We start from the raw sequence: 21,371 nt of genomic DNA on the forward strand, positions 1-21,371 counted from the left end.
CCCGGCCGGCGGCAGGGCTTCGACTAGGGCGAATCCACCGATCGCGGAGTTGCCCGTACCCTGGTAACCCGAGTGACGTCCCTCGACGAGACCAGGAGCGCGATCGGTGTTCGAATCCCTTTCCGACCGGTTGACCGGTGCCCTGAAGGATCTGCGTGGCAAGGGGCGTCTGTCACCGGCCGATATCGACGCGACCGCGCGCGAGATCCGGCTCGCCCTGCTCGAGGCCGACGTGGCGCTGCCGGTCGTTCGGGAGTTCATCGCCCGCGTCAAGGAACGCGCCAAGGGCGCCGAGGTGTCGGCCGCGCTGAACCCCGCGCAGCAGGTTGTGAAGATCGTCAACGAGGAATTGATCGGCATCCTCGGTGGCGAGACCCGGCGCCTGCAGTTCGCGAAGAACCCGCCCACGGTCGTCATGCTCGCCGGCCTGCAGGGTGCCGGTAAGACCACACTCGCGGGCAAGCTCGCGAAATGGCTGAAGGGCCAAGGGCATACGCCTTTGCTGGTGGCCTGTGACCTGCAGCGGCCGGGTGCCGTCACCCAGCTGCAGGTGGTCGGCGAACGAGCCGGTGTGCCGGTGTTCGCCCCGCATCCGGGCACCTCGATCGGTGGCGGCGACAACGCCCTGGGCGTCACCGCCGCCGACCCGATCCGCGTCGCCGAGGCCGGTGTCGAGGAAGCGAAGCAGAAGCACTACGACATCGTCATCGTCGACACCGCGGGCCGCCTCGGTATCGACGAGGAGTTGATGCGCCAGGCCGCCGGCATCCGCGACGCGGTGCACCCGGACGAGACGCTGTTCGTCCTCGACGCCATGATCGGCCAGGACGCGGTCAGTACGGCGGAGGCCTTCCGCGACGGTGTCGGTTTCACCGGCGTCGTGCTCACCAAACTCGACGGTGACGCCCGCGGTGGCGCCGCGCTGTCGGTCCGCGAGGTCACCGGCGTCCCGATCCTGTTCGCCTCGACCGGTGAGAAGCTCGAGGACTTCGACGTCTTCCACCCCGACCGCATGTCGAGCCGCATTCTCGGCATGGGCGATCTGCTCACCCTGATCGAGCAGGCCGAACAGGTCTACGACCAGCAGCAGGCCGAGGAGGCCGCCCGCAAGATCGGCTCCGGCGAGCTCACCCTCGAGGACTTCCTCGACCAGATGCTGGCCATCCGCAAGATGGGCCCGATCGGCAACCTGCTCGGCATGCTGCCGGGCGCCGGCCAGATGAAGGATGTGCTGGCCCAGGTCGACGACAAACAGCTCGACCGGGTGCAGGCCATCATCCGCGGTATGACCCCCGCCGAGCGGGCCAACCCCAAGATCATCAACGCCTCCCGCCGCCTGCGCATCGCCAACGGTTCCGGCGTCACCGTCTCCGACGTGAACCAGCTGGTCGACCGCTTCTTCGAAGCCCGCAAGATGATGGCTGCGATGGGCCGGCAGATGGGCCTGCCGGGGTCGCGGCGAAACGCCAAGGGCAAGAAGGGGAAGAAGGGCAAGAAGGGCGGACGCGGCCCGACTCCGCCGAAGGGCATGCGCGGAGGATTCCCGGGCATGCCGGGTATGCCGGGCGGAATGCCGGGGATGCCCGCCGCGGGGATGCCGGATCTGTCCAATATGCCCAAGGGTCTGGACGAACTGCCGCCGGGGCTGGAGGGTTTCGACCTGTCCAAGCTGAAGTTCCCCAAGAACTGAGCCCTATCGACCCGCTCCACTCGCCGCGGCGTGACGCCGCGGCGAGCCGGATGTCATAGTGCGTGCCGGAGGAAGTCGCGGATGTATGCCGCTATCTCGTCGCCGTGTGTCTCCAGTGCGAAATGTCCGGCGTCGAGCAGATGCAGCTCGGCATTCGGTAGATCACGCAGGTAGGCCTCTGCCCCGGCGGCACCGAACACCTCGTCGTTACGGCCCCAGGTGATGAGGGTCGGAGGCTGGTGGGTGCGAAAGTACTGCTGATAGGCGGGATACCCGTCCAGATTGAACTGGTAATCCCAGAACAACTGCAGCTGAATCGCGTCGTTGCCGGGCCTATCCAGCTTGGCCTGGTCGAGTTGCCAGGCTTCCGGAGCCAGCCGGTCCATCCGGTCGGCGGGTACGCCGTGGGTGTACTGCCATTGAGTCCACTTGGGCTCCAACAGTTCTCGGACCGCCGCTTCGTTGGCTGCCCGGTCCTTCGCATGGGCGAACAGGACATCCCAGAACGGGGTGAAGCCTTCGAGGTACGCGTTGCCGCTCTGTGAGATCAGCGCCGTCACCCGCTCTGGATTGCGGCTTGCGATCCGCAGCCCGATCGGGGCGCCGTAATCCTGGATGTAGAGCGAGAAGCGCCGCACGCCCAGCTGATCGAGTAGCTCTTCGGTGATGTCGGCGAGCTGGTCGAAGCTGTAGTCGAATTCGTCGACGCCCGGCGCGGCCGAGTTGCCGAACCCGATGAAGTCCGGCGCCACGAGGTGGAACTCGTCGGACAGCTCGGATATGAGGTGGCGGAACATGTGCGAGCTGGACGGGAAGCCGTGCAGCAGCACGAGGGTCGGACGGTCCGGATTTCCGGCTTCCCGATAGAACACCTCGAGTCCACGGACCGTGGTCGTGTGCTGTCGGGTGGCGAAGGCGGACATGGTGATTCCTTTCGATCGGAGGATCTGTCACCGCGAGAACGATCGTTCTCAGCGGACTTCGGTAGCATAGGAGAACGATGGTTCTCACGCAAGGGAGACGGTTGTGCAGGGTGAAGCGGATGCCGCGCGGGTCCTCGACGCGGCCGACCGGCTGTTCAACGAACGCGGAATTCAGGGCGTCGGTATGGACGCGATCCGAGATGCTGCGGATGTGCCGCTGAAACGGCTCTACCGCGACTTTCCGTCGAAGTCCGATCTCGTGCACGCGGTCTTGACGCGGCGCGACAACGACGTGCGCACCGCGCTCGCGCAGTACGTCGACGACAACGCGAGCACTCCCCGGGAACGGGTGCTCGCGGTGTTCGACTTCCTGTACGAGTGGTTCAGCGCGCCCGATTTCCGCGGCTGCCTGTTCATCAATACGGTGGGGGAACTGGGCGGCACGTCCGATGAGGTCGGCCGGATCGCCGCCCGGCACAAGCGTGCGGTGCGTGACTATCTGGCTGATCTCGTGACCGACTGTGCGCTGCCCGAATCCGTGGCCGACCAGTTGCTGATCATCGCCAACGGCGCGATGGTCACGGCCGCGATGCACGACGACCCCGAGGTGGCGCGACAGGCGCGAGCCGTCGCCGACATCCTGCTGCGCGCCGCCCGCCCCGTCGGCGAACGAGGCGACGACTATCGCCGATCGGCCTCGCCGCGGAAGTCCCGGTAGGTTGGGATCGGGCGGCGATCGGCTTCCGGCGATGTGGTGAGGAGCGATATGCGGATGCATCTGCGTGGGGTGGTCCTTCCCGGCGACGAGGTGCGCGACCTCTGGGTCCGCGACGGGGTGATCTCCTTCGAACCGGTGCGTGACGCCGAAACCGTGTGTGACACAGGGTGGATCGTGCCGGGGCTGGTCGACGCGCACTGCCACGTCGGCATTCGCTACGGCGGCGGGCACGAGGATCGCGAGGGCGCGATCGCGCAGGCGGAGGTGGAACGGGATGCGGGTGCGCTGCTGCTGCGCGATGCCGGATCCCCCATCGACACCCGCTTCATCGACGATCATCACGAACTGCCGAAGATCATCCGGGCCGGCCGCCACATCGCCCGTCCCAAGCGGTATATCCGCGAACTGGGCATCGAACTGGACGACGAGCGCGACCTGCCCGATATCGTCGCCGAACAGGCCCGCTTCGGCGACGGCTGGGTCAAGATCGTCGGCGACTGGATCGATCGGGCCGCCGGTGATCTGCGGCCGTTGTGGAGCGACGCGATCCTGAAGGAGGCCATCGACGCCGCGCACCGGGAGGGAGCCCGCGTCACCGCGCACGTCTTCGGCGAAGACGCGCTACCCGGCCTGATCAACGCCGGAATCGACTGCCTCGAGCACGGCACCGGACTCACCGACGACACCATCGAGATGATGGCCGAACACGGCACCGCTCTGGTGCCCACGCTGGTGAATATCGACACCTTCCCCGACATCGCCGACAGTGCGACCAAATTCCCGGTCTACGCCGCCCATATGCGCGATCTGCACCGCCGGGTCCGCGACACCGTCGCCGACGCCCACGCGGCGGGGGTGCCGATCTACACCGGCACCGACGCCGGCGGTTCGATCCGGCACGGCCGCATCGCCGACGAGATAGACGCGCTGGCCGGTGCCGGGCTGTCGCGTCACGAGGCGCTGGCCGCGGCCTCGTGGCGGGCCCGGGAGTGGCTCGGCCGACCGGGTATCGAGGACGGCGCACCGGCCGATTTCGTCGTCTACCGCACCGATCCGCGGTCGAGTCGCGATCCGCTCGACGCCCCGGCCTACGTCGTCCTGCGCGGGCGGGTGTACCCGGGCCGGGATCCGGTCACCGGACACCGGTAGGGCCGTCGGGGCGACGAACGGCCCGGCAACGGTGCTGGTCACCGACCTGCGCGTGCTCGGGGAAACGGCCCGCTCGATTCGGGGCGATTTCTCCGGGCGCGGGCGCGTCTGGCACAATGAACGACCGTCCTCGTCGACGACCGCGACTCGCTCGCGGTTCCGTATTCGGGGACAGTGTCAGCCCGTCTCCGGTTACGTACCGCGCGGCGGTCACACACTCAACGCAAAACCGGGTCCGCACCCCGTGCGGGCTGCTGAATTGCGCCGTGACCACTCAGGCTGCCCTCGGGCGGCCGCCATCGAAAGGCATTGATACAGCCATGGCTGTCAAGATCAAGCTGACCCGTCTGGGCAAGATCCGCAACCCCCAGTACCGCATCGTCGTCGCCGATGCGCGCACCCGCCGCGACGGCCGCGCCATCGAGAACGTCGGCAAGTACCACCCGAAGGAAGAGCCCTCGCTGATCGAGGTCGACTCCGAGCGCGTGCAGTACTGGCTGGGCGTCGGCGCGCAGCCGACCGAGCCGGTCAAGCGTCTGCTGGAGATCACCGGCGACTGGCAGAAGTTCAAGGGCCTGCCGGGCGCCGAGGGCACCCTGAAGGTCAAGGCCGCCAAGCCGAGCAAGCTGGACCTGTTCAACGCTGCCCTGGCCGCCGCCGACAGCGAGCCGGTCGCCGAGGCCGTCACCCCCAAGAAGAAGAAGTCCAAGGCCGCCGAGGGTGAGGCCGAGGCCGCGACCGAGGCTGCCGAGTAATGAGTGCGGTCGTCGCCGATGCCGTCGAGCACCTGGTGCGCGGCATCGTCGCCAATCCGGACGACGTGCGCGTCGATCTGATCACCAACCGGCGTGGACGCACCGTCGAGGTCCACGTTCACCCCGATGATCTGGGCAAGGTGATCGGCCGCGGCGGTCGTACCGCGACCGCGCTGCGCACCCTGGTCGCGGGCATCGGTGGCCGCGGTATCCGGGTCGACGTGGTCGATACCGATCAGTAGATGGAACTGGTAGTCGGGCGGGTCGCCAAATCGCACGGTGTGCGCGGCGAACTCGTGGTCGAGGTACGTACCGACGAACCCGAACTCCGCTTCGCTCCCGGCGCCCGCCTGCGTGGCCGGGCGCCGAGAAGCGAAGCGGTGGACATATTCACGGTGGAGTCGGCCCGAGAGCATTCGGGCCGGCTTCTCGTTCGTCTCGAGGGCGTCGGCGACCGTACCGCCGCGGATGCGTTGCGCGGCACTCTGTTTCTCGTCGATACCGCGGAACTTCCGCCGTCGGAGGATCCCGACGAGTTCTACGACCACGAACTCGAAGGCCTGAGCGTGCGGCTCGCGGACGGCACCGAGATCGGCACCGTGAACGAGGTCTTGCATTCGGCCGCAGGCGAACTGCTGTCGATCCGGGCCGGTGCGGGCGCCGGCGGGCGTGCCGGCCGGGAAATCCTGGTGCCCTTCGTGACCGCGATCGTGCCGACCGTGTCGATCGCCGAGGGCCTGATCGTGATCGACCCACCCGAAGGCCTGCTGGACGAGGAGTAGCGATGGGCACCGGAGCCGACGATCCCGCGCAGCGCTCGTCAGCTCTGCGCATCGACGTCGTCACCATCTTCCCCGAATATCTCGAGCCGCTGCGGACGGCGTTGCTGGGCAAGGCGATCGAGAAGGGCATCGTCGAGCTCGGCGTGCACAATCTGCGGCGCTGGACCCACGACGTGCACCAGTCGGTCGACGACGCTCCCTACGGGGGCGGGCCGGGCATGGTCATGAAACCCGTCGTCTGGGGTGACGCGCTCGACGAGGTGTGCCCGGACGAGGCATTGCTCGTCGTGCCGACCCCGGCCGGAGTGCCGTTCACCCAGGAAACCGCCCAGCGCTGGTCCGCCGAATCGCATCTGGTCTTCGCCTGCGGCCGCTACGAGGGGATCGATCAGCGCGTCTTCGACGATGCCGCCCGCCGGGTCCGGGTGGAAGAGGTCAGCATCGGCGACTACGTCCTGATCGGCGGGGAAGCCGCCGTGCTGGTGATGGCCGAGGCGGTGGTGCGCCTGATCCCCGGCGTCCTGGGCAATCAGGCCTCCCACCAACAGGATTCGTTCTCCGACGGGCTGCTCGAAGGCCCCAGCTACACCCGGCCGGTGAGCTGGCGCGGACTCGATGTGCCCGAGATTCTGCTCTCGGGCAATCACGCGCGCATCGACGCGTGGCGCCGTGAACAGTCACTGCGGCGCACCCGGGAGCGCCGCCCGGATCTGCTGCCGCCGGAGTAGCCGAAAACTCTGCGCGACAGGACTTCACCGGTCGAGGCGTCGCATTCGCCGTGTCGCCGCATCGCGTGCCGGACGTGGCCGACGCGCCCGTGACGGGGTGCGGATGTGTGGTCGCCGGGGTTGCCGAGTTCGTCGCCAGTCACAAGGTCGGCGAGGCTGTGGCCAGCCGGTTTTCGGCCATTTCCGTTCGCGGCGCGCCGGCACCGGGTGCGGCTGCGTGCGCACCGGGCGCTCCACCTGGTCCGCTGTCGGAGGCCGACGGTAGTGTCAGCCAGCGTGACGACAGCCTCCGAACCCGTCAGCACCGAAGCAACCACCGGCACGGAAGCCGCCGCCCCTGGAAAGGTCCGCCTGGCCAGTGTCGGCAGGCGGATCGCCGAGGAGCTCTCGGTCCGTGACGAACAGGTCCGTGCCGCCGTAGAGCTGCTCGACGGCGGGTCGACCGTGCCGTTCATCGCCCGCTACCGCAAGGAGGTGACCGGCGGGCTCGACGACGCGCAGCTGCGGCAACTGGAGGAGCGGCTGCACTACCTGCGCGAACTCGACGAGCGCCGGAACTCGATCCTGGAATCCATTCGCGGACAGGGCAAGTTGGATGCCGCGCTGGAACAGCAGATCATGCTCGCGGAGACCAAGGCCCGCCTCGAGGACATCTACCTGCCCTACAAGCCGAAGCGGCGCACCAAGGCGCAGATCGCCCGCGAGGCCGGGCACGAACCGGTCGCGGACGCCCTCATCGGCGACCCCACCACCGATCCGTCCGGCTACACCGCCGAACAGCTCGACGGTGCCCGCGCGATTCTGGTCGAGCGATTCGCCGAAGACGCCGACCTCGTCGGTGAACTGCGCGAATTGATGTGGGAGCGCGGCCAGGTCACCTCGCGGGTCCGGACCGGCAAGGAAGAGGCCGGGGCCAAATTCGCCGACTACTTCGAGTTCAGCGAACCGTTCGCCAAACTGCCCTCGCACCGCATCCTGGCGCTGCTGCGCGGTGAGAAGGAAGACGTGCTGAGCCTGTCGCTCGAATCCGATACCGAGGAACCGGAGCCGGGGCAGCGCACCATCTACGAGGGCCGGATCGCGCACAAGTTCGGCATCGCCGACCAGGGGCGTCCGGCCGACACCTGGCTGCTCGACACCGTGCGCTGGGCGTGGCGGACCAAACTGCAGGTCAGCCTCGGCATCGATATCCGGATGCGGTTGCGGCAGTCCGCCGAGAAGGACGCCGTCGACATCTTCGCCGCCAATCTGCGTGACCTGCTGCTCGCCGCACCCGCCGGCACCCGCACCACCATGGGCCTGGACCCGGGCTACCGCACCGGCGTGAAGGTGGCCGTGGTGGACGGCACCGGCAAGGTGGTGGCCACCGAGACGATCTATCCGCACAAACCGCAGGGCCAGACGGAGAAGTCGCTGGCGGTGCTCGGGGCGCTGGTGGCGCGGTTCGACGTGGAGCTCATCGCGATCGGCAACGGCACCGCTTCCCGGGAGACCGATGCCCTTGCCGTGGAACTGATTTCGCGGATCGGTGCGACGCCCGGCGCGCGGAAGCCGACCAAGATCGTGGTCTCGGAAGCGGGCGCCTCGGTGTATTCCGCCTCCGCGTACGCCTCGCAGGAACTGCCGGAACTGGACGTCTCGCTGCGCGGCGCGGTTTCGATCGCACGGCGGCTGCAGGATCCGCTGGCCGAACTGGTGAAGATCGAGCCGAAGTCCATCGGCGTCGGTCAGTACCAGCACGACGTCTCCGAGACCCTGCTGGCCCGGTCGCTGGGCGCGGTGGTCGAGGACGCGGTGAACGCGGTCGGTGTCGACGTCAACACCGCCTCCGTGCCACTGCTTTCCCGTGTCTCCGGCATCGCCTCCTCGGTCGCGGAATCGATTGTCGCGCATCGCGATCAGAACGGCCCGTTCCGCAGCCGCACCGCGCTGCTGGAGGTGCCGCGGCTGGGCCCCAAGGCATTCGAACAGTGCGCGGGCTTCCTGCGCATCCGCGGCGGCGACGACCCGCTGGACTCCTCGGCCGTGCACCCCGAGGCCTATCCCGTGGTGCGCCGGATCCTGGAGGCGACCGGACGCGACGTGCCCGGCCTGATCGGCAACACCTCGGCCCTGCGGGCACTGCGGCCGGGCGAATTCACCGACGAGAAATTCGGTGTGCCGACCGTCACCGACATCATCGCCGAACTCGAGAAGCCCGGCCGTGACCCGCGCCCGGAATTCAAGACCGCCGAATTCGCCGCCGGCGTGGAAAAGGTCGCCGACCTCGAACCCGGCATGGTGCTCGAAGGTGTGGTGACGAACGTGGCCGCCTTCGGCGCCTTCGTCGATGTGGGTGTCCATCAGGACGGTCTCGTCCACGTCTCGGCCATGTCGCATTCGTTCGTCCGCGATCCCCGCGAGATCGTGAAATCCGGTGACGTCGTGAAGGTGAAGGTGCTGGAGGTCGACGTCGCCCGCCAGCGCATCGGTCTGAGCCTGCGTCTGGACGACGAGCCCGGCGCGGGCAAAGCCGAGAAGGGCGGCGCGGGCCAGCGCGGCGGGCAGAACCGGGGTGGTCAGCCGCGCGGCGGCCAGGGCAATCAGGGCCGCGGCGGCCAGGATCGCGGTGGCCAGGATCGCGGCGGACAGAACCGTGGCGGCGGCCAGAACAAGGGGCAGGGCCGCAATCAGCAGCGTCGCAGCGCGCCCGAACCGTCGGGCTCGATGGCGGATGCGCTGCGCCGCGCCGGTTTCGGGCGGTAAGCCTCGGCGGCCGCCGCATTCGGGTTTGCCCCGACTGCGGCGGCCGGGTACGGGACAATGGAGTCGCGGGGCCAGGTCTCGATGATCGGCCTCGCGGGGCATCACTACCCCGACCCCGGTTCCGAATGAGGGGACGACGGCTGTGCGGCGCTGGTTCGACGACGCGATCCTCGCGGAGGGACGCCTGCCGTTGCTGTGCTTCCTGCTCGGCTTCATCGTCGGATTCCTGCTGATCCGGCTCAGTGTGCGGATGATTCGCAAGCAGGTGCGCTGGTGGCCGGGCAACCTGCGCGCCGGCAACGTGCACATTCACCACATGGTGTTCGGTGTGGTGCTGGTTCTGGCGTCGGGACTGGGATTGGTCGCGACCTACAACAGCGGGGTCGGCACGATCTCCGCGCTCGCCTCGACCTTCGGTGTCGGCGCGGCGCTGGTGCTCGACGAATTCGCGCTGATCTATTACCTGCGCGATGTGTACTGGGAGGAACAGGGACGCACCTCCGTCGATGCGGTGTTCGTCGCGGTCGCGGTCACCGGGTTGCTGTTGCTCGGCTTCCACCCGCTGTGGCTGCTCGACGTCAACGACATCCGGCACGACAACAGTGTCGCGGGACGCAGTTTCCTCGGCATCTTCGCGCTGGTGAATCTGGTGCTGGCCGCGATCGTCATCGCCAAGGGCAAGATCTGGACCGGATTGTTCGGCATGTTCTTCCTGCCGCTGCTGGTCGTGGGCGCACTGCGGCTGAGCCGGCCGGGTGCGCCGTGGGCGCGCTGGCGCTACGGCGAGCGCCGCCGCCTGATGTACCGGGCGGTGGTGCGCGAACGCCGGTACCGGCGGCCGGTGATCCGGGCCAAGATCTTCGTGCAGGATCTGGTTGCCGGCAAACCCGATGTCGCGCACGTCCGCAGTGCGGCCGAGGAAGAATTGGCGCGTACCGTGGTCCCCGCTCCGCCCGCCCACCTGCGGACCAGAGCGATGCGGGCCACCATGCACGACGGACCGGACCGCACCGGCCCTGCCGACACGCCGCCACCGGTGGATACGCCGGGACCGGCCGACGCGGGCGACCTGACGGCGGCCCACCCTCAGCACACCGGACATTGACGCCGGGACGACGCGGATCCCGGGGGCGATTTTTCCCGCAGCGGCCTGATCTGGCACAATGCTCAGGTTGCTCTGGGCGCATTCGACCCGGCGCACCGCCCAATATCCGGAGCACGAACCGGCCGAGCAGTTGCCGCCAGGTTCCTCTGTTCACGCGAACTTCCAAAAGGACGGAAATGAACACCCTCGACTTCGTCGACGAAAAGTCGCTGCGCACCGATATCCCGGACTTCCGCCCGGGTGACACGGTGAACGTGCACGTGAAGGTTATCGAAGGTAACAAGGAACGCATCCAGGTCTTCAAGGGTGCGGTCATCCGCCGCCAGGGCGGCGGCATCCGCGAGACCTTCACCGTGCGCAAGGTGTCGTTCGGCGTGGGTGTCGAGCGCACCTTCCCGGTACACAGCCCCAACATCGACCACATCGATGTGGTGACCCGCGGTGACGTCCGCCGGGCCAAGCTGTACTACCTGCGCGATCTGCGCGGCAAGGCCGCCAAGATCAAGGAGAAGCGCTGAACATCAGGGCTCTGCCCGTTCACGCCCGCCCCCGGTCCTCGCGACCGGGGGTTTTCCTTTTATCGGGCGGGATATGCCCGCCTTCTCGGCACGCAGGGTGCGCCGGGGCGACGACGAACATGGCTGCGGGATAACCTGTTCGGCGTGGCAGACGAAAGCGAGTCGGTGGCGGTGCCCGGAGCCGATGACAAACGTGCCGGTGGCGAACGCAAAGACGAGTCCGCATCGCGCAGTCGGCGCGGCAGGCGCAAGCGGAAGCAGCGGCCCTTCTGGCAGGAACTGCCGATCCTGATCGTCATCGCCGCCGTGATCGCGGCGCTGGTGGTGAATTTCATCGGCCGGCCGTATGTGATCCCGTCACAGTCGATGGAACCGACGCTGCACGGCTGCACCGGCTGCACGGGCGACCGGATCTATGTCGAGAAGCTGAGCTACGACTTCGGTGATCCCAAGCCCGGCGACGTCGTGGTATTCGTCGGCCCGAGCGGTTCGTGGAACAAGTCCTACCACTCCAACCGCTCCAGCAATGTCGTCGTGCGCGGCGTGCAGAACTTCTTCTCGTTCTTCGGACTGGTGCCGCCGGATGAGAACGACTTGGTCAAGCGCGTGATCGCGACCGGCGGCCAGACCGTGCAGTGCTGCGATGCGCAGGGCCGGGTGATGGTCGACGGTAAACCGCTCGACGAGCCGTACGCGCACTACATCTACCCCTATCAGCCGGGGCTGGCCTATGCGACCAAGGTGGCCGGCGGGCTGTCGATCGACCCGCGTGGCCGCGAATTCGGCCCGGTGAAGGTGCCCGAAGGCAATCTGTGGGTGATGGGTGACAACCGCAACGAATCCGCGGACTCGCGCGCCCATGTCGACGACGAGTACTCCGGCACCGTGCCGATCGACGATGTGCGCGGTAAGGCGGTGTTCAAGATCTGGCCGCCGAGCCGGATCGGCCCGGTCCGGTCACAGAATCCGCAGACGAACTGAGGCGCGCGGCGCGAGATAATCGAGTCACGGGATAGTCGAACGGTAGGTGCAGTGGCGGAGACATCGCGACGCACGACGCGCAACGGTAAGGGCGGCAAGATCATCCGGCCGGTGGTTCGCACAGGAGACTGGCCGCCGCGAGTGGTGATGCGGCGAGCCGGTGGCCTGCGCACGCTGGAAGCGGCGCTGATCCGCAGTGGTCTCGGTCCGGTCGCCGGTGTCGACGAGGTGGGCCGGGGGTGCTGCGCCGGTCCGCTCGTGGTCGCGGCCTGTCTGCTCGCGCCCAAGGCCTACGATTCCCTTGCGGGACTGGACGATTCGAAGAAGCTGACCGAGGCCGTGCGCGAGCAGCTGTATCCGGTGATCGTGCGCCGGGCGCTGGCCTGGAAGGTCGTGGTGATTCCCGCGTGGGAGATCGACGTGATCGGCATCCATGTCGCCAATATCGAGGGCATGCGCCGGGCGGTGGCGGGGCTGGAGGTGCGGCCCGGCTACGTACTCACCGACGGCTTCCGGGTGCCCGGTATCAGCGTCCCGTCGCTGCCGGTGATCGGTGGTGACGCGGCGGCGGCCTGTATCGCCGCGGCCAGCATTCTCGCCAAGGTGACGCGCGACCGCATCATGGTCGAGATGGACCGTGACCTGCCCGGATACGGCTTCGCCGCGCACAAGGGCTACAACACGCCCGAGCATTTGGCGGCGCTGGAGCGGCTCGGGCCCAGTGACGAACACCGCCGGTCGTGGCGCAACGTCCGGGGCACCGAGGCCGCGGAGACCGGGCGGGTGGCTGCCGATACCGCCCATGCGGGATGATGTGAGCACGCTACACGCGTTCGTGGCGATAGAGGAGGATATTCCACCCGATGAGCAAGCGGAGCGAGGCATGAGCGCCGAGGACCTCGAGAAGTACGAAACCGAGATGGAACTCTCGCTGTATCGCGAGTACAAGGACATCGTCGGTCAATTTTCGTACGTCGTCGAGACCGAACGCCGCTTCTATCTGGCCAATTCTGTCGAGTTGCGCCCGCAGAACGCCGAAGGTGAGGTGTATTTCGAGGTGCGGATGTCGGATGCGTGGGTGTGGGATATGTATCGGCCCGCCCGCTTCGTCAAACACGTCCGCGTGATCACGTTCAAGGACGTGAACATCGAGGAACTGGAGAAGCCGGACCTGCGCCTCCCCGAATAGCGCGCCGGCAGCGAGAGCGGGCCCGACCTGGGGAGATCGGTCGCCGGCCCGGCTGGTGATCCACAGCCCGGGGTTCATCCACAGGCTTTCTGTTTCCGCAGGTGAGACCGGTGGACCGTAGTTTCGCCGACGGCATGCTGAGCGGGTGGCACACAATCTGGCGCTCGGCGCCCACGGAGAAGAACTGGCCGCGCAGTTCCTGCAGGGGGCCGGGATGCGGATCGTCGAACGAAATTGGCGGTGTCGCTACGGCGAATTGGATCTCATCGCCCGGGAAGCGGACACCACGGCCTTCGTCGAGGTCAAGACTCGTTCCGGGCTGGGGTTCGGCACACCGGCCGAGTCGGTGACCTTCGCCAAACAGCAGCGTATTCGCCGGCTCGCGTTGCTGTGGCTGGCCGAACAGAGCGGACCGTGGCGGCGGGTCCGCTTCGATGTGGTGTCGGTCTTACTGCTCCCCGGCCGGGACCCGCGGATAGAGCACGTCCGGGCGGCGTTCTGATGGCCCTGGGACGCGCTCATTCGGTGGCCGTGACCGGGGTGGACGGACAACTCGTCGAGATCGAAGCCGATATCGGGCAGGGATTGCCGTCGGTCCATCTGGTCGGGCGCCCGGACACCACCTTGCAGGAATCGCGGGACCGGGTCCGGGCCGCGGTCGCGAACTCGGGGGAGAAGTGGCCCGACGGCCGCGTCATTCTCGCCCTGTCGCCCGCCACGTTGCCGAAGGTCGGCAGCGTGTACGACCTGGCATTGGCCGCGGCCGTGCTGCACGCCGGTGATTCGGTACCGGGGTCGAAGCTCGCCGGTACGGTGCTGCTCGGCGAACTGGCCCTCGACGGCCGCGTACGGCGGGTGCGTGGCATCCTTCCCGCGGTGCTGGCGGCGCGGACCGCCGGTCGCAGGACCGTTGTGGTGCCCGAGTCGGTGCTCGGTGAGGCCGGGCTGGTGGACGGGATCACCGTGCTCGGGGCGCCGACACTGCGCGCGCTGATCGACTGGTTGCGTGGTGAGGGCGAACTGTCGGCGCCGGACGGTAGCTACACCGCCCCGCGGCGAAGTATCGGCGATCTCAACGAGGTGGTCGGACAGGACGAGGCTCGCTGGGCATTGGAGGTGGCCGCGGCCGGCGGCCACCATCTGTTGCTGACCGGCCCGCCCGGCATCGGCAAAACCATGTTGGCGCAACGTCTTCCAGGGCTGTTGCCGGCGTTGACGGAATCCGAGTCGCTGGAGGTCACCGCCATCCATTCGGTGGCCGGGACGCTGTCGGACGATCATCCGCTCATCACGACGGCACCGTTCGTGGCACCGCACCATTCGACCTCCGTATCGGCGATGGTCGGTGGTGGTTCCGGATCCGCACGGCCGGGTGCCGTCAGCCGGGCGCATCGCGGCGTCCTCTTCCTCGACGAATGCGCCGAAATCGGCACCAAGGTGCTGGAGGCGTTGCGAACCCCGTTGGAGGAGGGCGAGGTTCGCATCGCCCGCCGGGACGGCGTGGCGCGATACCCGGCGCGTTTCCAGCTCATCCTGGCGGCGAATCCGTGTCCGTGCGCTCCGGCCCGCGACGTCGACTGCATCTGTGCACCGCTGGCCCGCCGCAGGTATCTGGGCAAACTGTCCGGCCCGCTCATGGATCGCATCGACATCTGGGTCCAGATGCATGCGCACGCCGCCGGGACGTTCACTCCCTCCGCCGCCGAATCCAGTGTGGTCGTGCGGGAACGGGTCGAGCTGGCGCGCCGGGCCGCGGCGCTGCGCTGGTCCGAGTACGGGTGGACCGTCAACGCCGAGGTACCGGGACATGTGCTGCGCCAGCGCTTCCGGCTGCCGGCCGACGCGTTGGCGCCGGTGGAGAGCGCGCTGCGCCAGGGCCGGATGTCCGCCCGGGGTGCGGACCGGGCGATCCGAGTCGCCTGGACCGTCTGCGACCTACACGGGGGAGAAGTGCCGTCGGCGCAGGACGTGCTGCAGGCGTTGAACTTTCGGCAACGCGGCGTGTCCTGAAGCGTCGAGAGTTGCCTGTCGACGCTCATCGTATGGGCGTGGGCGTGGGCGTGGGCGTGGGCGTGGGCGTGGGCGTGGACGTGGGCGTGGGTACGGATGACCGAATGCGCAGTTAGGGAGGGAATTGATGATCCGTAGATCGATGTGCCGCGTGGGGACCGTGGTCGCCGAACGCGATAGGAGTCGGGAACGAGCGGAGAGCCACAGCGTGTTTCGCAGGTCGGGCGACGACACGACCGCGACGCGGGCCTGTCCGGTTCCGCGACACCACCCGCGACATGCGGGCCGCTTCCGCGGCGAGGCGGAGGTGTGGCGGTGACCGGTCACAGCGTCGGCGGGGGCGGCGATTCGTGTGGTGGTGTCGCGTCCCTGGTGACCGTCGACGCGGACGAACAACGGCTGGCATGGGTCTATCTGTCCCGTGTGGTGGAGGGCCCGTGTCCGGCGTTGTCGGCGCTCATCGCACGAGTCGGCGTGGTGGAGGCCGCGCGTGCGGTGCGGGAATGCGATCTGCCCGCATCGCTGCGCGGTCCGACCGAACGCCGGCGCGAGATCGACCGTGCCGAACGCGATCTCGAGCTGATGGCGCGCATCGGCGGACGGGTGATCACGCCGGACGATCCGGAGTGGCCGCAGTGGCGCCTGCTGGGCCTGACGCAACTCGACCCGGCCCGCGACGCCGACGCCGCGGTGCCGCTGGTGCTGTGGGCCCGCGGTCCGTTGTCGCTGCAGCAGTACACCGAACAGGCCATCGCCGTGGTCGGCGCTCGCTGCTCCTCGGGATACGGCGAACAGGTCACCGCCGAACTCGCGGGCGAACTGGCCGCGCACGGCTGGACGATCGTGTCCGGTGCCGCTTTCGGCATCGACGGGATGGCGCATCGCGCGGCGCTGGCCGTAGGTGGCAACACGATCGCCGTGCTGGCCTGCGGGATCGACCGGCCCTATCCCGCTCAGCACGAACGCCTCCTGGCCGAGATCGCCGAAACGGGTGTGGTGGTGAGCGAATATCCGCCCGGCGCAGCCGCTCACAAACACCGGTTCCTGGCTCGGAACCGCTTGATCGCCGCCCTGTCCGACGGGGTGCTGGTGGTCGAGGCGGGCATGCGCAGCGGCGCGCGCAATACCGCGAAGTGGGCGCGGCGCCTGGGCCGTCCGGCCCTCGCGGTGCCGGGGCCGATCACCGCCGCGGCGTCGGTCGGCTGCCACCGCATGATCCGTGACCGGGAAGCGATTCTCGTCACTCGGGTCGACGAAATCCACGACGAGGTCGGACCGCTGCGACTGTCACTGCCGGGGAGCAGCGAAGCCGGCGCCGATCTGGCCGGGGACGAGGCGGCCGTCTTCGCCGAACTGCCGGTGGCCGGTTCGCGACTGCCGAAACAGATCGCCGACGAGAGCGGCCTCGCCATCCACGCGGTGCGCGCGGCACTGGTTGCCCTCGAGGTCGCCGGGTTGGTCGGGTCGGACAGTTCGGGCTGGTTCCGCACCGCGCGAAAGGAGGCGTGAACGGCGAAGATGACGTGCGCGCTCCGCGGTGATCTGCGGGTCCTTCCGCACTGCTGTCGGCGCGGTGGCTTGCGCGCGGGCCGGGCACCGGTGAACGTGGAGAAATGGACGGATTACCGGGCGATCTCGTGGATCTGCTCGAGCAGTACGAACGGCATCTGCTGCTGGGACGCAACCGGTCCGCGCACACGGTGCGGGCCTATCTCGGGGATGCGCGATCCCTGTTGGAGCATCTGTGTGCCCGGTCGCCCGATGCCGCGGTGGGAGAGATCGATCTGCCGCTGTTGCGATCGTGGCTGGCCGAACAATCGGCCGGGGGCGCCGCCCGGACCACCATGGCGCGGCGTGCCTCGGCGGCGCGGACGTTCACCGCCTGGCTGACCCACACCGGCCGCCTCGCGGCCGATCCCGGTCCACGGCTGGGCTCGGCCCGTGCGCACCGGGTGCTGCCCGCCGTGCTGGGCAAGGATCAGGCCGATGCGGCCATGAACGCCGCGGAATCCGGTGCGGCGCAGCGTGACCCGATGGCTCTGCGGGATCGTCTCGTCGTGGAGATGTTGTACGCCACCGGAATCCGGGTCAGCGAACTGTGCGGACTCGACATCGATGACGTGGACCGGGGCAGGAGGCTGGTCCGGGTATTGGGCAAAGGCAACAAGGAGCGCTCGGTGCCGTTCGGCCTGCCCGCCGACCGGGCACTGGAGAATTGGCTGAACTTCGGGCGCCCGCACCTGGCCACCGCCGAATCCGGGCGAGCGCTGCTGCTCGGCCGGCGGGGGCGCCGGCTGAACCAGCGCCAGGCCAGAACCGTTGTCCACGAAGTCGTTTCGGCCGTACCGGGAGCGCCGGACCTGGGTCCGCACGGCCTGCGCCACACCGCCGCGACCCATCTGCTGGAAGGCGGGGCCGACCTGCGCGTGGTCCAGGAACTGCTCGGTCACGCCAGTATGGCGACCACCCAGCTCTATACCCACGTCTCGATCGAACGGCTGAAGCGGGTGCACGACCAAGCCCATCCCCGCGCCTGAGGGGCGGAATCGCCGAGGCAGCGGCGCGGCGCGACCGTGGCCTCGTCGTAGGGTGGCCATGTCCCGACCGCAGGGTGGCCGTGTTCCGCTGAGCCGCCGGGCCGGAACACGTTGTCATGCAAGATACTGCGGTGTCGCACGCCGATGTGACGTCCTTATCGCCGATCCGACGATCGCCGGGCATGCCCGCCGGGCCGATAACGGAAGTCGTCTACGGCCGGATGGCGTCGATGTAGCGGCCCGCGATGTAGTGCTGCACCGCGCGGACCACGGGGCCGCCGAGTTTCGTGTACCAGGCGGCGGGACGCGAGAAGGCGGCCACGACGCCGTAGACCGTCTCGTCGGCGGGGTCGTATTCCACCGCGAAGAGTTCCTCGCCGATTTCCGGGTGGCCCGGCAGGGTGCCGTAGGCGAAGCCGCGGCGGGTCGGCTCGTCGACGACGTAGATCACCCGGCAGGGCGCCGTGATGCCGATACCGGCGATGCCCAGGCGCACCGTCAGAGCCGTTCCCGGTTCGGCGGCCGGGGTATCGGCGTGTTCGAAAATGCCGGTGCCGCGCTGCATGTGGTAGGCCAGGATCTGATCGCCGGCGGATTCGAACAGCGCCCGCCCGCTGCCGATGCGACGGCGCAGCCGGAAGTGGTGATAGCCGGGCGGGAATTCTCCGGCGGTCGCTCCGACTTCCGGATAGGTGAACGGCTCGGCGGCCGGGGAATTCGCCATAACACCATCCTTACCCGCAGCGCAGTGCCGCGACAGGGCGCATCGAAGCGAGATCGTCCCCTCGACATCATCGCCGATATACTTCGAGCTATCGGAGATAAGTCGTGCTACCCTTCCTTAGGTAACCCTAATATCGGAGGAATCGCACTGTGGCTCGTACTCGTACCAAACTGTCCTTCGAGGTCAGGCGCACGCGACGCCTGACCGACCACATGATCCGGGTGTATCTGGGCGGCCCGGGTTTCACCGGTTTCCAGCCCAACGGATTCACCGACGCCTACGTCAAACTGCTGTTCCCCGGCCCGGACGGCGAGACGACGCGCACCTACACCGTGAGCGCCGTCGACCCCGAGGCCGAGGAGATCGCGATCGATTTCGTCTACCACGGTGACGAGGGGGTCGCCGGGCCGTGGGCGGCCGCGGCTCGACCGGGCGACCGCATCGAACTCTTCGGGCCGGGCGGTGCGTATTCCCCCAAGCCGGAGGCGGATTGGCATCTGCTGGCCGGTGACGAGGCGGCTCTGCCCGCCATCGCCGCGGCGTGTGCCGCGCTGCCGTCCGACGCCCTCGGCCGGGTATTCGTCGAAATCGCCGGTTCCGCAGAAGAATTGGATTTTCCGCGCCCCGCCGCGGTCGAACTCGCGTGGGTACATCGTGGTGATCGCGCCCCCGGCGAAGCGCTGGCCGCCGCGGTCCGTGCCGAGCCCTGGCGCGAAGGCCGCGTGCACGTCTTCATCCACGGCGAGGCCGACAAGGTCATGCACGATCTGCGGCGCTACGTCCGCACCGAGCGCGGGGTGCCGGCCGATTGGGCCTCGATCTCCGGATACTGGCGACGCGGGCGCACCGAGGAGGGCTTCCGGCAGTGGAAACGTGAACTGTCCGAACAGGAATCCGCCGCCGAGGCCGTTCGCTAGGTCGGCGCGGGCCTCCGAGGGCGCCGGCGGTCGCACCGGTTTCAGGCGCACGGGAGCGTGGCGCACCAGGCCGAGCGGGTCGAGATAGTCACGGCCACGCCGCAGACCCCAATGCAGACAGACGCCGGGACAACCGGCATGTCCGGATTGCAGCGTCCCCAGCACCGCCCCGCGCTCGACCCGGCGACCGACCGGCACGCCCGCTCGCACCGGTTCGTAGGTCGTGCGCAGTCCGCCCGGATGGTCGACCGAGACGACCGGTCTGCCACCCACCTCACCCGCGAAGACGACGATTCCGGCACCGGCGGCGAGTACCGGCTGCCCGTCGGCACCGGCGAGATCCACTCCGCGGTGGCCCGGTAGCCAGTCGTGCGGCGGTTTGTCGAAGCCGCGCACGACCGCCGGGCGCGGCTCCAGCGGCCAGCCGAATCCGGCCGGGGGCGCGGCGGACGCGTTCGCACCGCCGCAGCTCACGGTCATCATCACCACTCCCGGAAGAAATCTCGACAACCAGCGCATGCGTCCCACCCTCGCCGCAACCGACGGGCATGGAAAGATCGGTCTCGGCGTGTGTGGACAACTCGCAAGCATGTGAACAGGGCGCGTTCCCGGTGGGACGCCGCGGTGGTCGCTCGAGCCCGCCGGACTCGCCCGAGGAAGGTGCAGTCGATGGTCGCGTGTCGTGATTCCGCCGAATCGGTCACGGCCGTCCCGAGAACCTCTGCAGCGCATGTTGTTTCGTTCGGCAGCCGGGTGATCGGCCCGTCCGTGACCGACAGTCGCCCGGCCGCCTCCTCCGTAGACCGCGTTCGCCGGTGGTTCGGATCATGAGCGCCGAGACGCCCGACTCCGCCCCGGCCACACCGCCGGACCCGCGCACCGCGGACTCGAACCCGCCCGGTGCGCCCGCCGCCGCATCGTCGGCGCCCCACTCCGCCCGCGCGGGCACGGACACCGGCGGCGAATCGGCTGCGTCCGACGCGACCGAGGGCCCCGAACTCGACTATCGCTTCACCCTCGCCGGTGAACGCACCTTCCTGGCCTGGATCCGCACGGCCCTCGGCCTGCTCGCCGGTGGGGTCGCGGTGCACGAGTTGGTGCAGCCGTTCGGGCATCACGACATCCGATCGGCGCTGGCGATCAGCTGCATCGTGCTGGCGGCCGTGATCGCACTCGGCGCCCTCGGTCGCTGGCGGATGGTGGGGGCGGCGATGCGGGAGGGCCGTCCGCTCCCGCACACGGTGATGGTGCCGATTCTGGCGATCGGTATCGCCGTGATCGCCGTGCTGGCCGGCATCGGACTGCTGCTGTCATGACCTCGATCCCGCCGGATCGCCCGCCCGCCGTGCAGGCCGATCGCGGTTTGCAGGCCGAGCGGACGGCGTTGTCGTGGTGGCGCACCGCCGTGGGGGCCATGGCCAACGCGCTGCTGTTCCTGCACGTGGCCTTGACCAGCGGCGACCGTGCGGCCCTCGTGCTCGCGCTGGTGGCGATCGGTGCGCTGGGCGTGGTGGCCACCGTCTGCGTGGCGCGCAGCCGGACCCTGCACACTCATGCGTGGGGAAGCTGGAGCGACGGACGCGTCGCGATGTCGACCACGAGCGTGGCGATCTGCGTGGTGGCGCTGGCTGCGCTCGTCGTGGCGTTGCTGGAGTCGATGCCCGGTTGGCAACTGTGAGCTGATCTGCGGATCGGCGGGTTGCCCGGCGTCCGCTGAGCCCGCCCGCGAAACCGGGCGCTGACCACCCCGTTTATGTTCTCACCTGCGCTGGTCGTAGACTGGCCACGCGGTTCGCTGTACGCGGATCGACTTCGCGCGTCCGATCACGATGCCGTCGGCTGGTCCTCCCGAAAATTCTTCCGGAAGGTCCGGCGGCCACGGACGCCAGGGCAGAGACCG

At 68.7% G+C, this 21,371-nt stretch carries 21 protein-coding genes and 2 pseudogenes; 20 read left to right on the top strand and 3 right to left on the bottom strand.

Annotated features, from left to right (window positions below):
- The first annotated feature begins 106 nt into the window (after positions 1-106).
- The gene (gene ffh, locus IG65_RS0101985) at positions 107-1,690 is read left to right on the top strand and encodes a signal recognition particle protein (protein WP_030513061.1); all 1,584 of its coding nucleotides are present in this window, start codon (positions 107-109) and stop codon (positions 1,688-1,690) included.
- Between the two features lie 53 nt (positions 1,691-1,743).
- Here the strand turns inward: ffh and IG65_RS0101990 are convergent, their stop codons facing one another.
- A complete protein-coding gene (locus IG65_RS0101990; RefSeq protein WP_030513062.1) occupies positions 1,744-2,613 on the bottom strand; it encodes an alpha/beta fold hydrolase in 870 nt (289 codons plus the stop codon).
- Positions 2,614-2,716: 103 nt separating this feature from the next.
- Here IG65_RS0101990 and IG65_RS0101995 point away from each other — a divergent pair, with 103 nt between their 5' ends.
- The 16 genes from IG65_RS0101995 to IG65_RS0102075 all read left to right on the top strand — a co-directional run bounded on the left by IG65_RS0101995 (position 2,717) and on the right by IG65_RS0102075 (position 17,830).
- Entirely contained in the window at positions 2,717-3,331 is a 615-nt protein-coding gene (locus IG65_RS0101995) for a TetR/AcrR family transcriptional regulator (protein WP_051755127.1), read from the top strand.
- 54 nt (positions 3,332-3,385) lie between these two features.
- The gene (locus IG65_RS0102000; RefSeq protein WP_030513064.1) at positions 3,386-4,480 is read left to right on the top strand and encodes an amidohydrolase family protein; all 1,095 of its coding nucleotides are present in this window, start codon (positions 3,386-3,388) and stop codon (positions 4,478-4,480) included.
- A gap of 320 nt (positions 4,481-4,800) precedes the next feature.
- Positions 4,801-5,235: a 30S ribosomal protein S16 gene (rpsP, locus tag IG65_RS0102005; RefSeq protein WP_030513065.1), complete on the top strand. Its 435-nt coding sequence runs from the start codon at positions 4,801-4,803 to the stop codon at positions 5,233-5,235.
- Positions 5,235-5,477, top strand: coding sequence for an RNA-binding protein (locus IG65_RS0102010; protein ID WP_030513066.1), 243 nt, complete (start codon positions 5,235-5,237; stop codon positions 5,475-5,477). Before rpsP ends, IG65_RS0102010 begins: the two co-directional genes overlap by 1 nt.
- Positions 5,478-6,017, top strand: coding sequence for a ribosome maturation factor RimM (rimM, locus tag IG65_RS0102015; RefSeq protein ID WP_030513067.1), 540 nt, complete (start codon positions 5,478-5,480; stop codon positions 6,015-6,017).
- 44 nt (positions 6,018-6,061) lie between these two features.
- A complete protein-coding gene (gene trmD, locus IG65_RS0102020) occupies positions 6,062-6,745 on the top strand; it encodes a tRNA (guanosine(37)-N1)-methyltransferase TrmD (RefSeq protein ID WP_030513068.1) in 684 nt (227 codons plus the stop codon).
- A 276-nt stretch (positions 6,746-7,021) separates the two neighbouring features.
- Positions 7,022-9,490, top strand: a complete 2,469-nt coding sequence (locus IG65_RS0102025; protein ID WP_030513069.1) for a Tex family protein — start codon at positions 7,022-7,024, stop codon at positions 9,488-9,490.
- A gap of 142 nt (positions 9,491-9,632) precedes the next feature.
- Positions 9,633-10,595: a hypothetical protein gene (locus IG65_RS0102030; protein WP_081879191.1), complete on the top strand. Its 963-nt coding sequence runs from the start codon at positions 9,633-9,635 to the stop codon at positions 10,593-10,595.
- A 176-nt stretch (positions 10,596-10,771) separates the two neighbouring features.
- Positions 10,772-11,113, top strand: a complete 342-nt coding sequence (rplS, locus tag IG65_RS0102035; RefSeq protein WP_030513071.1) for a 50S ribosomal protein L19 — start codon at positions 10,772-10,774, stop codon at positions 11,111-11,113.
- Positions 11,114-11,257: 144 nt separating this feature from the next.
- Entirely contained in the window at positions 11,258-12,094 is an 837-nt protein-coding gene (gene lepB / locus IG65_RS0102040) for a signal peptidase I (protein ID WP_030513072.1), read from the top strand.
- Between the two features lie 111 nt (positions 12,095-12,205).
- Positions 12,206-12,907, top strand: a complete 702-nt coding sequence (locus IG65_RS0102045; RefSeq protein WP_255359440.1) for a ribonuclease HII — start codon at positions 12,206-12,208, stop codon at positions 12,905-12,907.
- Between the two features lie 70 nt (positions 12,908-12,977).
- Complete coding sequence (locus tag IG65_RS0102050; RefSeq protein WP_030513074.1) at positions 12,978-13,283, top strand: DUF2469 domain-containing protein; 306 nt, start codon at positions 12,978-12,980, stop codon at positions 13,281-13,283.
- Between the two features lie 145 nt (positions 13,284-13,428).
- The gene (locus tag IG65_RS0102055; protein WP_030513075.1) at positions 13,429-13,785 is read left to right on the top strand and encodes a YraN family protein; all 357 of its coding nucleotides are present in this window, start codon (positions 13,429-13,431) and stop codon (positions 13,783-13,785) included.
- Positions 13,785-15,293: a YifB family Mg chelatase-like AAA ATPase gene (locus tag IG65_RS0102060; protein ID WP_030513076.1), complete on the top strand. Its 1,509-nt coding sequence runs from the start codon at positions 13,785-13,787 to the stop codon at positions 15,291-15,293. Before IG65_RS0102055 ends, IG65_RS0102060 begins: the two co-directional genes overlap by 1 nt.
- A gap of 372 nt (positions 15,294-15,665) precedes the next feature.
- The gene (dprA, locus tag IG65_RS0102070) at positions 15,666-16,802 is read left to right on the top strand and encodes a DNA-processing protein DprA (protein ID WP_030513077.1); all 1,137 of its coding nucleotides are present in this window, start codon (positions 15,666-15,668) and stop codon (positions 16,800-16,802) included.
- Between the two features lie 104 nt (positions 16,803-16,906).
- Positions 16,907-17,830, top strand: coding sequence for a tyrosine recombinase XerC (locus IG65_RS0102075; protein WP_030513078.1), 924 nt, complete (start codon positions 16,907-16,909; stop codon positions 17,828-17,830).
- Between the two features lie 211 nt (positions 17,831-18,041).
- Here IG65_RS0102075 and IG65_RS0102080 read toward each other — a convergent pair whose 3' ends face one another.
- Positions 18,042-18,554: a DUF1990 family protein gene (locus IG65_RS0102080; RefSeq protein WP_030513079.1), complete on the bottom strand. Its 513-nt coding sequence runs from the start codon at positions 18,552-18,554 to the stop codon at positions 18,042-18,044.
- A 149-nt stretch (positions 18,555-18,703) separates the two neighbouring features.
- On the opposite strand from IG65_RS0102080, the gene IG65_RS37545 reads away from it, so the two are divergent.
- Positions 18,704-19,471: a siderophore-interacting protein gene (locus IG65_RS37545; RefSeq protein WP_030513080.1), complete on the top strand. Its 768-nt coding sequence runs from the start codon at positions 18,704-18,706 to the stop codon at positions 19,469-19,471.
- A gap of 33 nt (positions 19,472-19,504) precedes the next feature.
- On the opposite strand, the pseudogene IG65_RS37550 reads toward IG65_RS37545, so the two are convergent.
- A pseudogene (locus IG65_RS37550) lies at positions 19,505-19,954 on the bottom strand (M23 family metallopeptidase); the annotation flags it as partial.
- Between the two features lie 512 nt (positions 19,955-20,466).
- On the opposite strand from IG65_RS37550, the pseudogene IG65_RS0102100 reads away from it, so the two are divergent.
- Both IG65_RS0102100 and IG65_RS34280 read left to right on the top strand, forming a co-directional pair.
- Positions 20,467-20,787: pseudogene (locus IG65_RS0102100) on the top strand (YidH family protein); the annotation flags it as partial.
- Complete coding sequence (locus tag IG65_RS34280; protein WP_036522730.1) at positions 20,784-21,149, top strand: DUF202 domain-containing protein; 366 nt, start codon at positions 20,784-20,786, stop codon at positions 21,147-21,149. The pseudogene IG65_RS0102100 and the gene IG65_RS34280, both read left to right, overlap by 4 nt.
- Positions 21,150-21,371: the final 222 nt, after the last annotated feature.

Origin of the sequence: Nocardia sp. NRRL WC-3656 (genome assembly GCF_000720265.1) — a bacterium.
GTDB lineage: Bacteria > Actinomycetota > Actinomycetes > Mycobacteriales > Mycobacteriaceae > Nocardia > Nocardia nova.

Excerpts from the sequence above, each read along its gene's own strand:
- IG65_RS0101990 (WP_030513062.1), bottom strand. The coding sequence starts at position 2,613 with ATGTCCGCCTTCGCCACCCGACAGCACACGACCACGGTCCGTGGACTC.
- IG65_RS0102000 (WP_030513064.1), top strand. The coding sequence starts at position 3,386 with ATGCATCTGCGTGGGGTGGTCCTTCCCGGCGACGAGGTGCGCGACCTC.
- rpsP (WP_030513065.1), top strand. The coding sequence starts at position 4,801 with ATGGCTGTCAAGATCAAGCTGACCCGTCTGGGCAAGATCCGCAACCCC.
- IG65_RS0102010 (WP_030513066.1), top strand. The coding sequence starts at position 5,235 with ATGAGTGCGGTCGTCGCCGATGCCGTCGAGCACCTGGTGCGCGGCATC.
- rimM (WP_030513067.1), top strand. The coding sequence starts at position 5,478 with ATGGAACTGGTAGTCGGGCGGGTCGCCAAATCGCACGGTGTGCGCGGC.
- rplS (WP_030513071.1), top strand. The coding sequence starts at position 10,772 with ATGAACACCCTCGACTTCGTCGACGAAAAGTCGCTGCGCACCGATATC.
- IG65_RS0102050 (WP_030513074.1), top strand. The coding sequence starts at position 12,978 with ATGAGCGCCGAGGACCTCGAGAAGTACGAAACCGAGATGGAACTCTCG.
- IG65_RS0102060 (WP_030513076.1), top strand. The coding sequence starts at position 13,785 with ATGGCCCTGGGACGCGCTCATTCGGTGGCCGTGACCGGGGTGGACGGA.
- IG65_RS0102075 (WP_030513078.1), top strand. The coding sequence starts at position 16,907 with ATGGACGGATTACCGGGCGATCTCGTGGATCTGCTCGAGCAGTACGAA.
- IG65_RS0102080 (WP_030513079.1), bottom strand. The coding sequence starts at position 18,554 with ATGGCGAATTCCCCGGCCGCCGAGCCGTTCACCTATCCGGAAGTCGGA.
- IG65_RS34280 (WP_036522730.1), top strand. The coding sequence starts at position 20,784 with ATGACCTCGATCCCGCCGGATCGCCCGCCCGCCGTGCAGGCCGATCGC.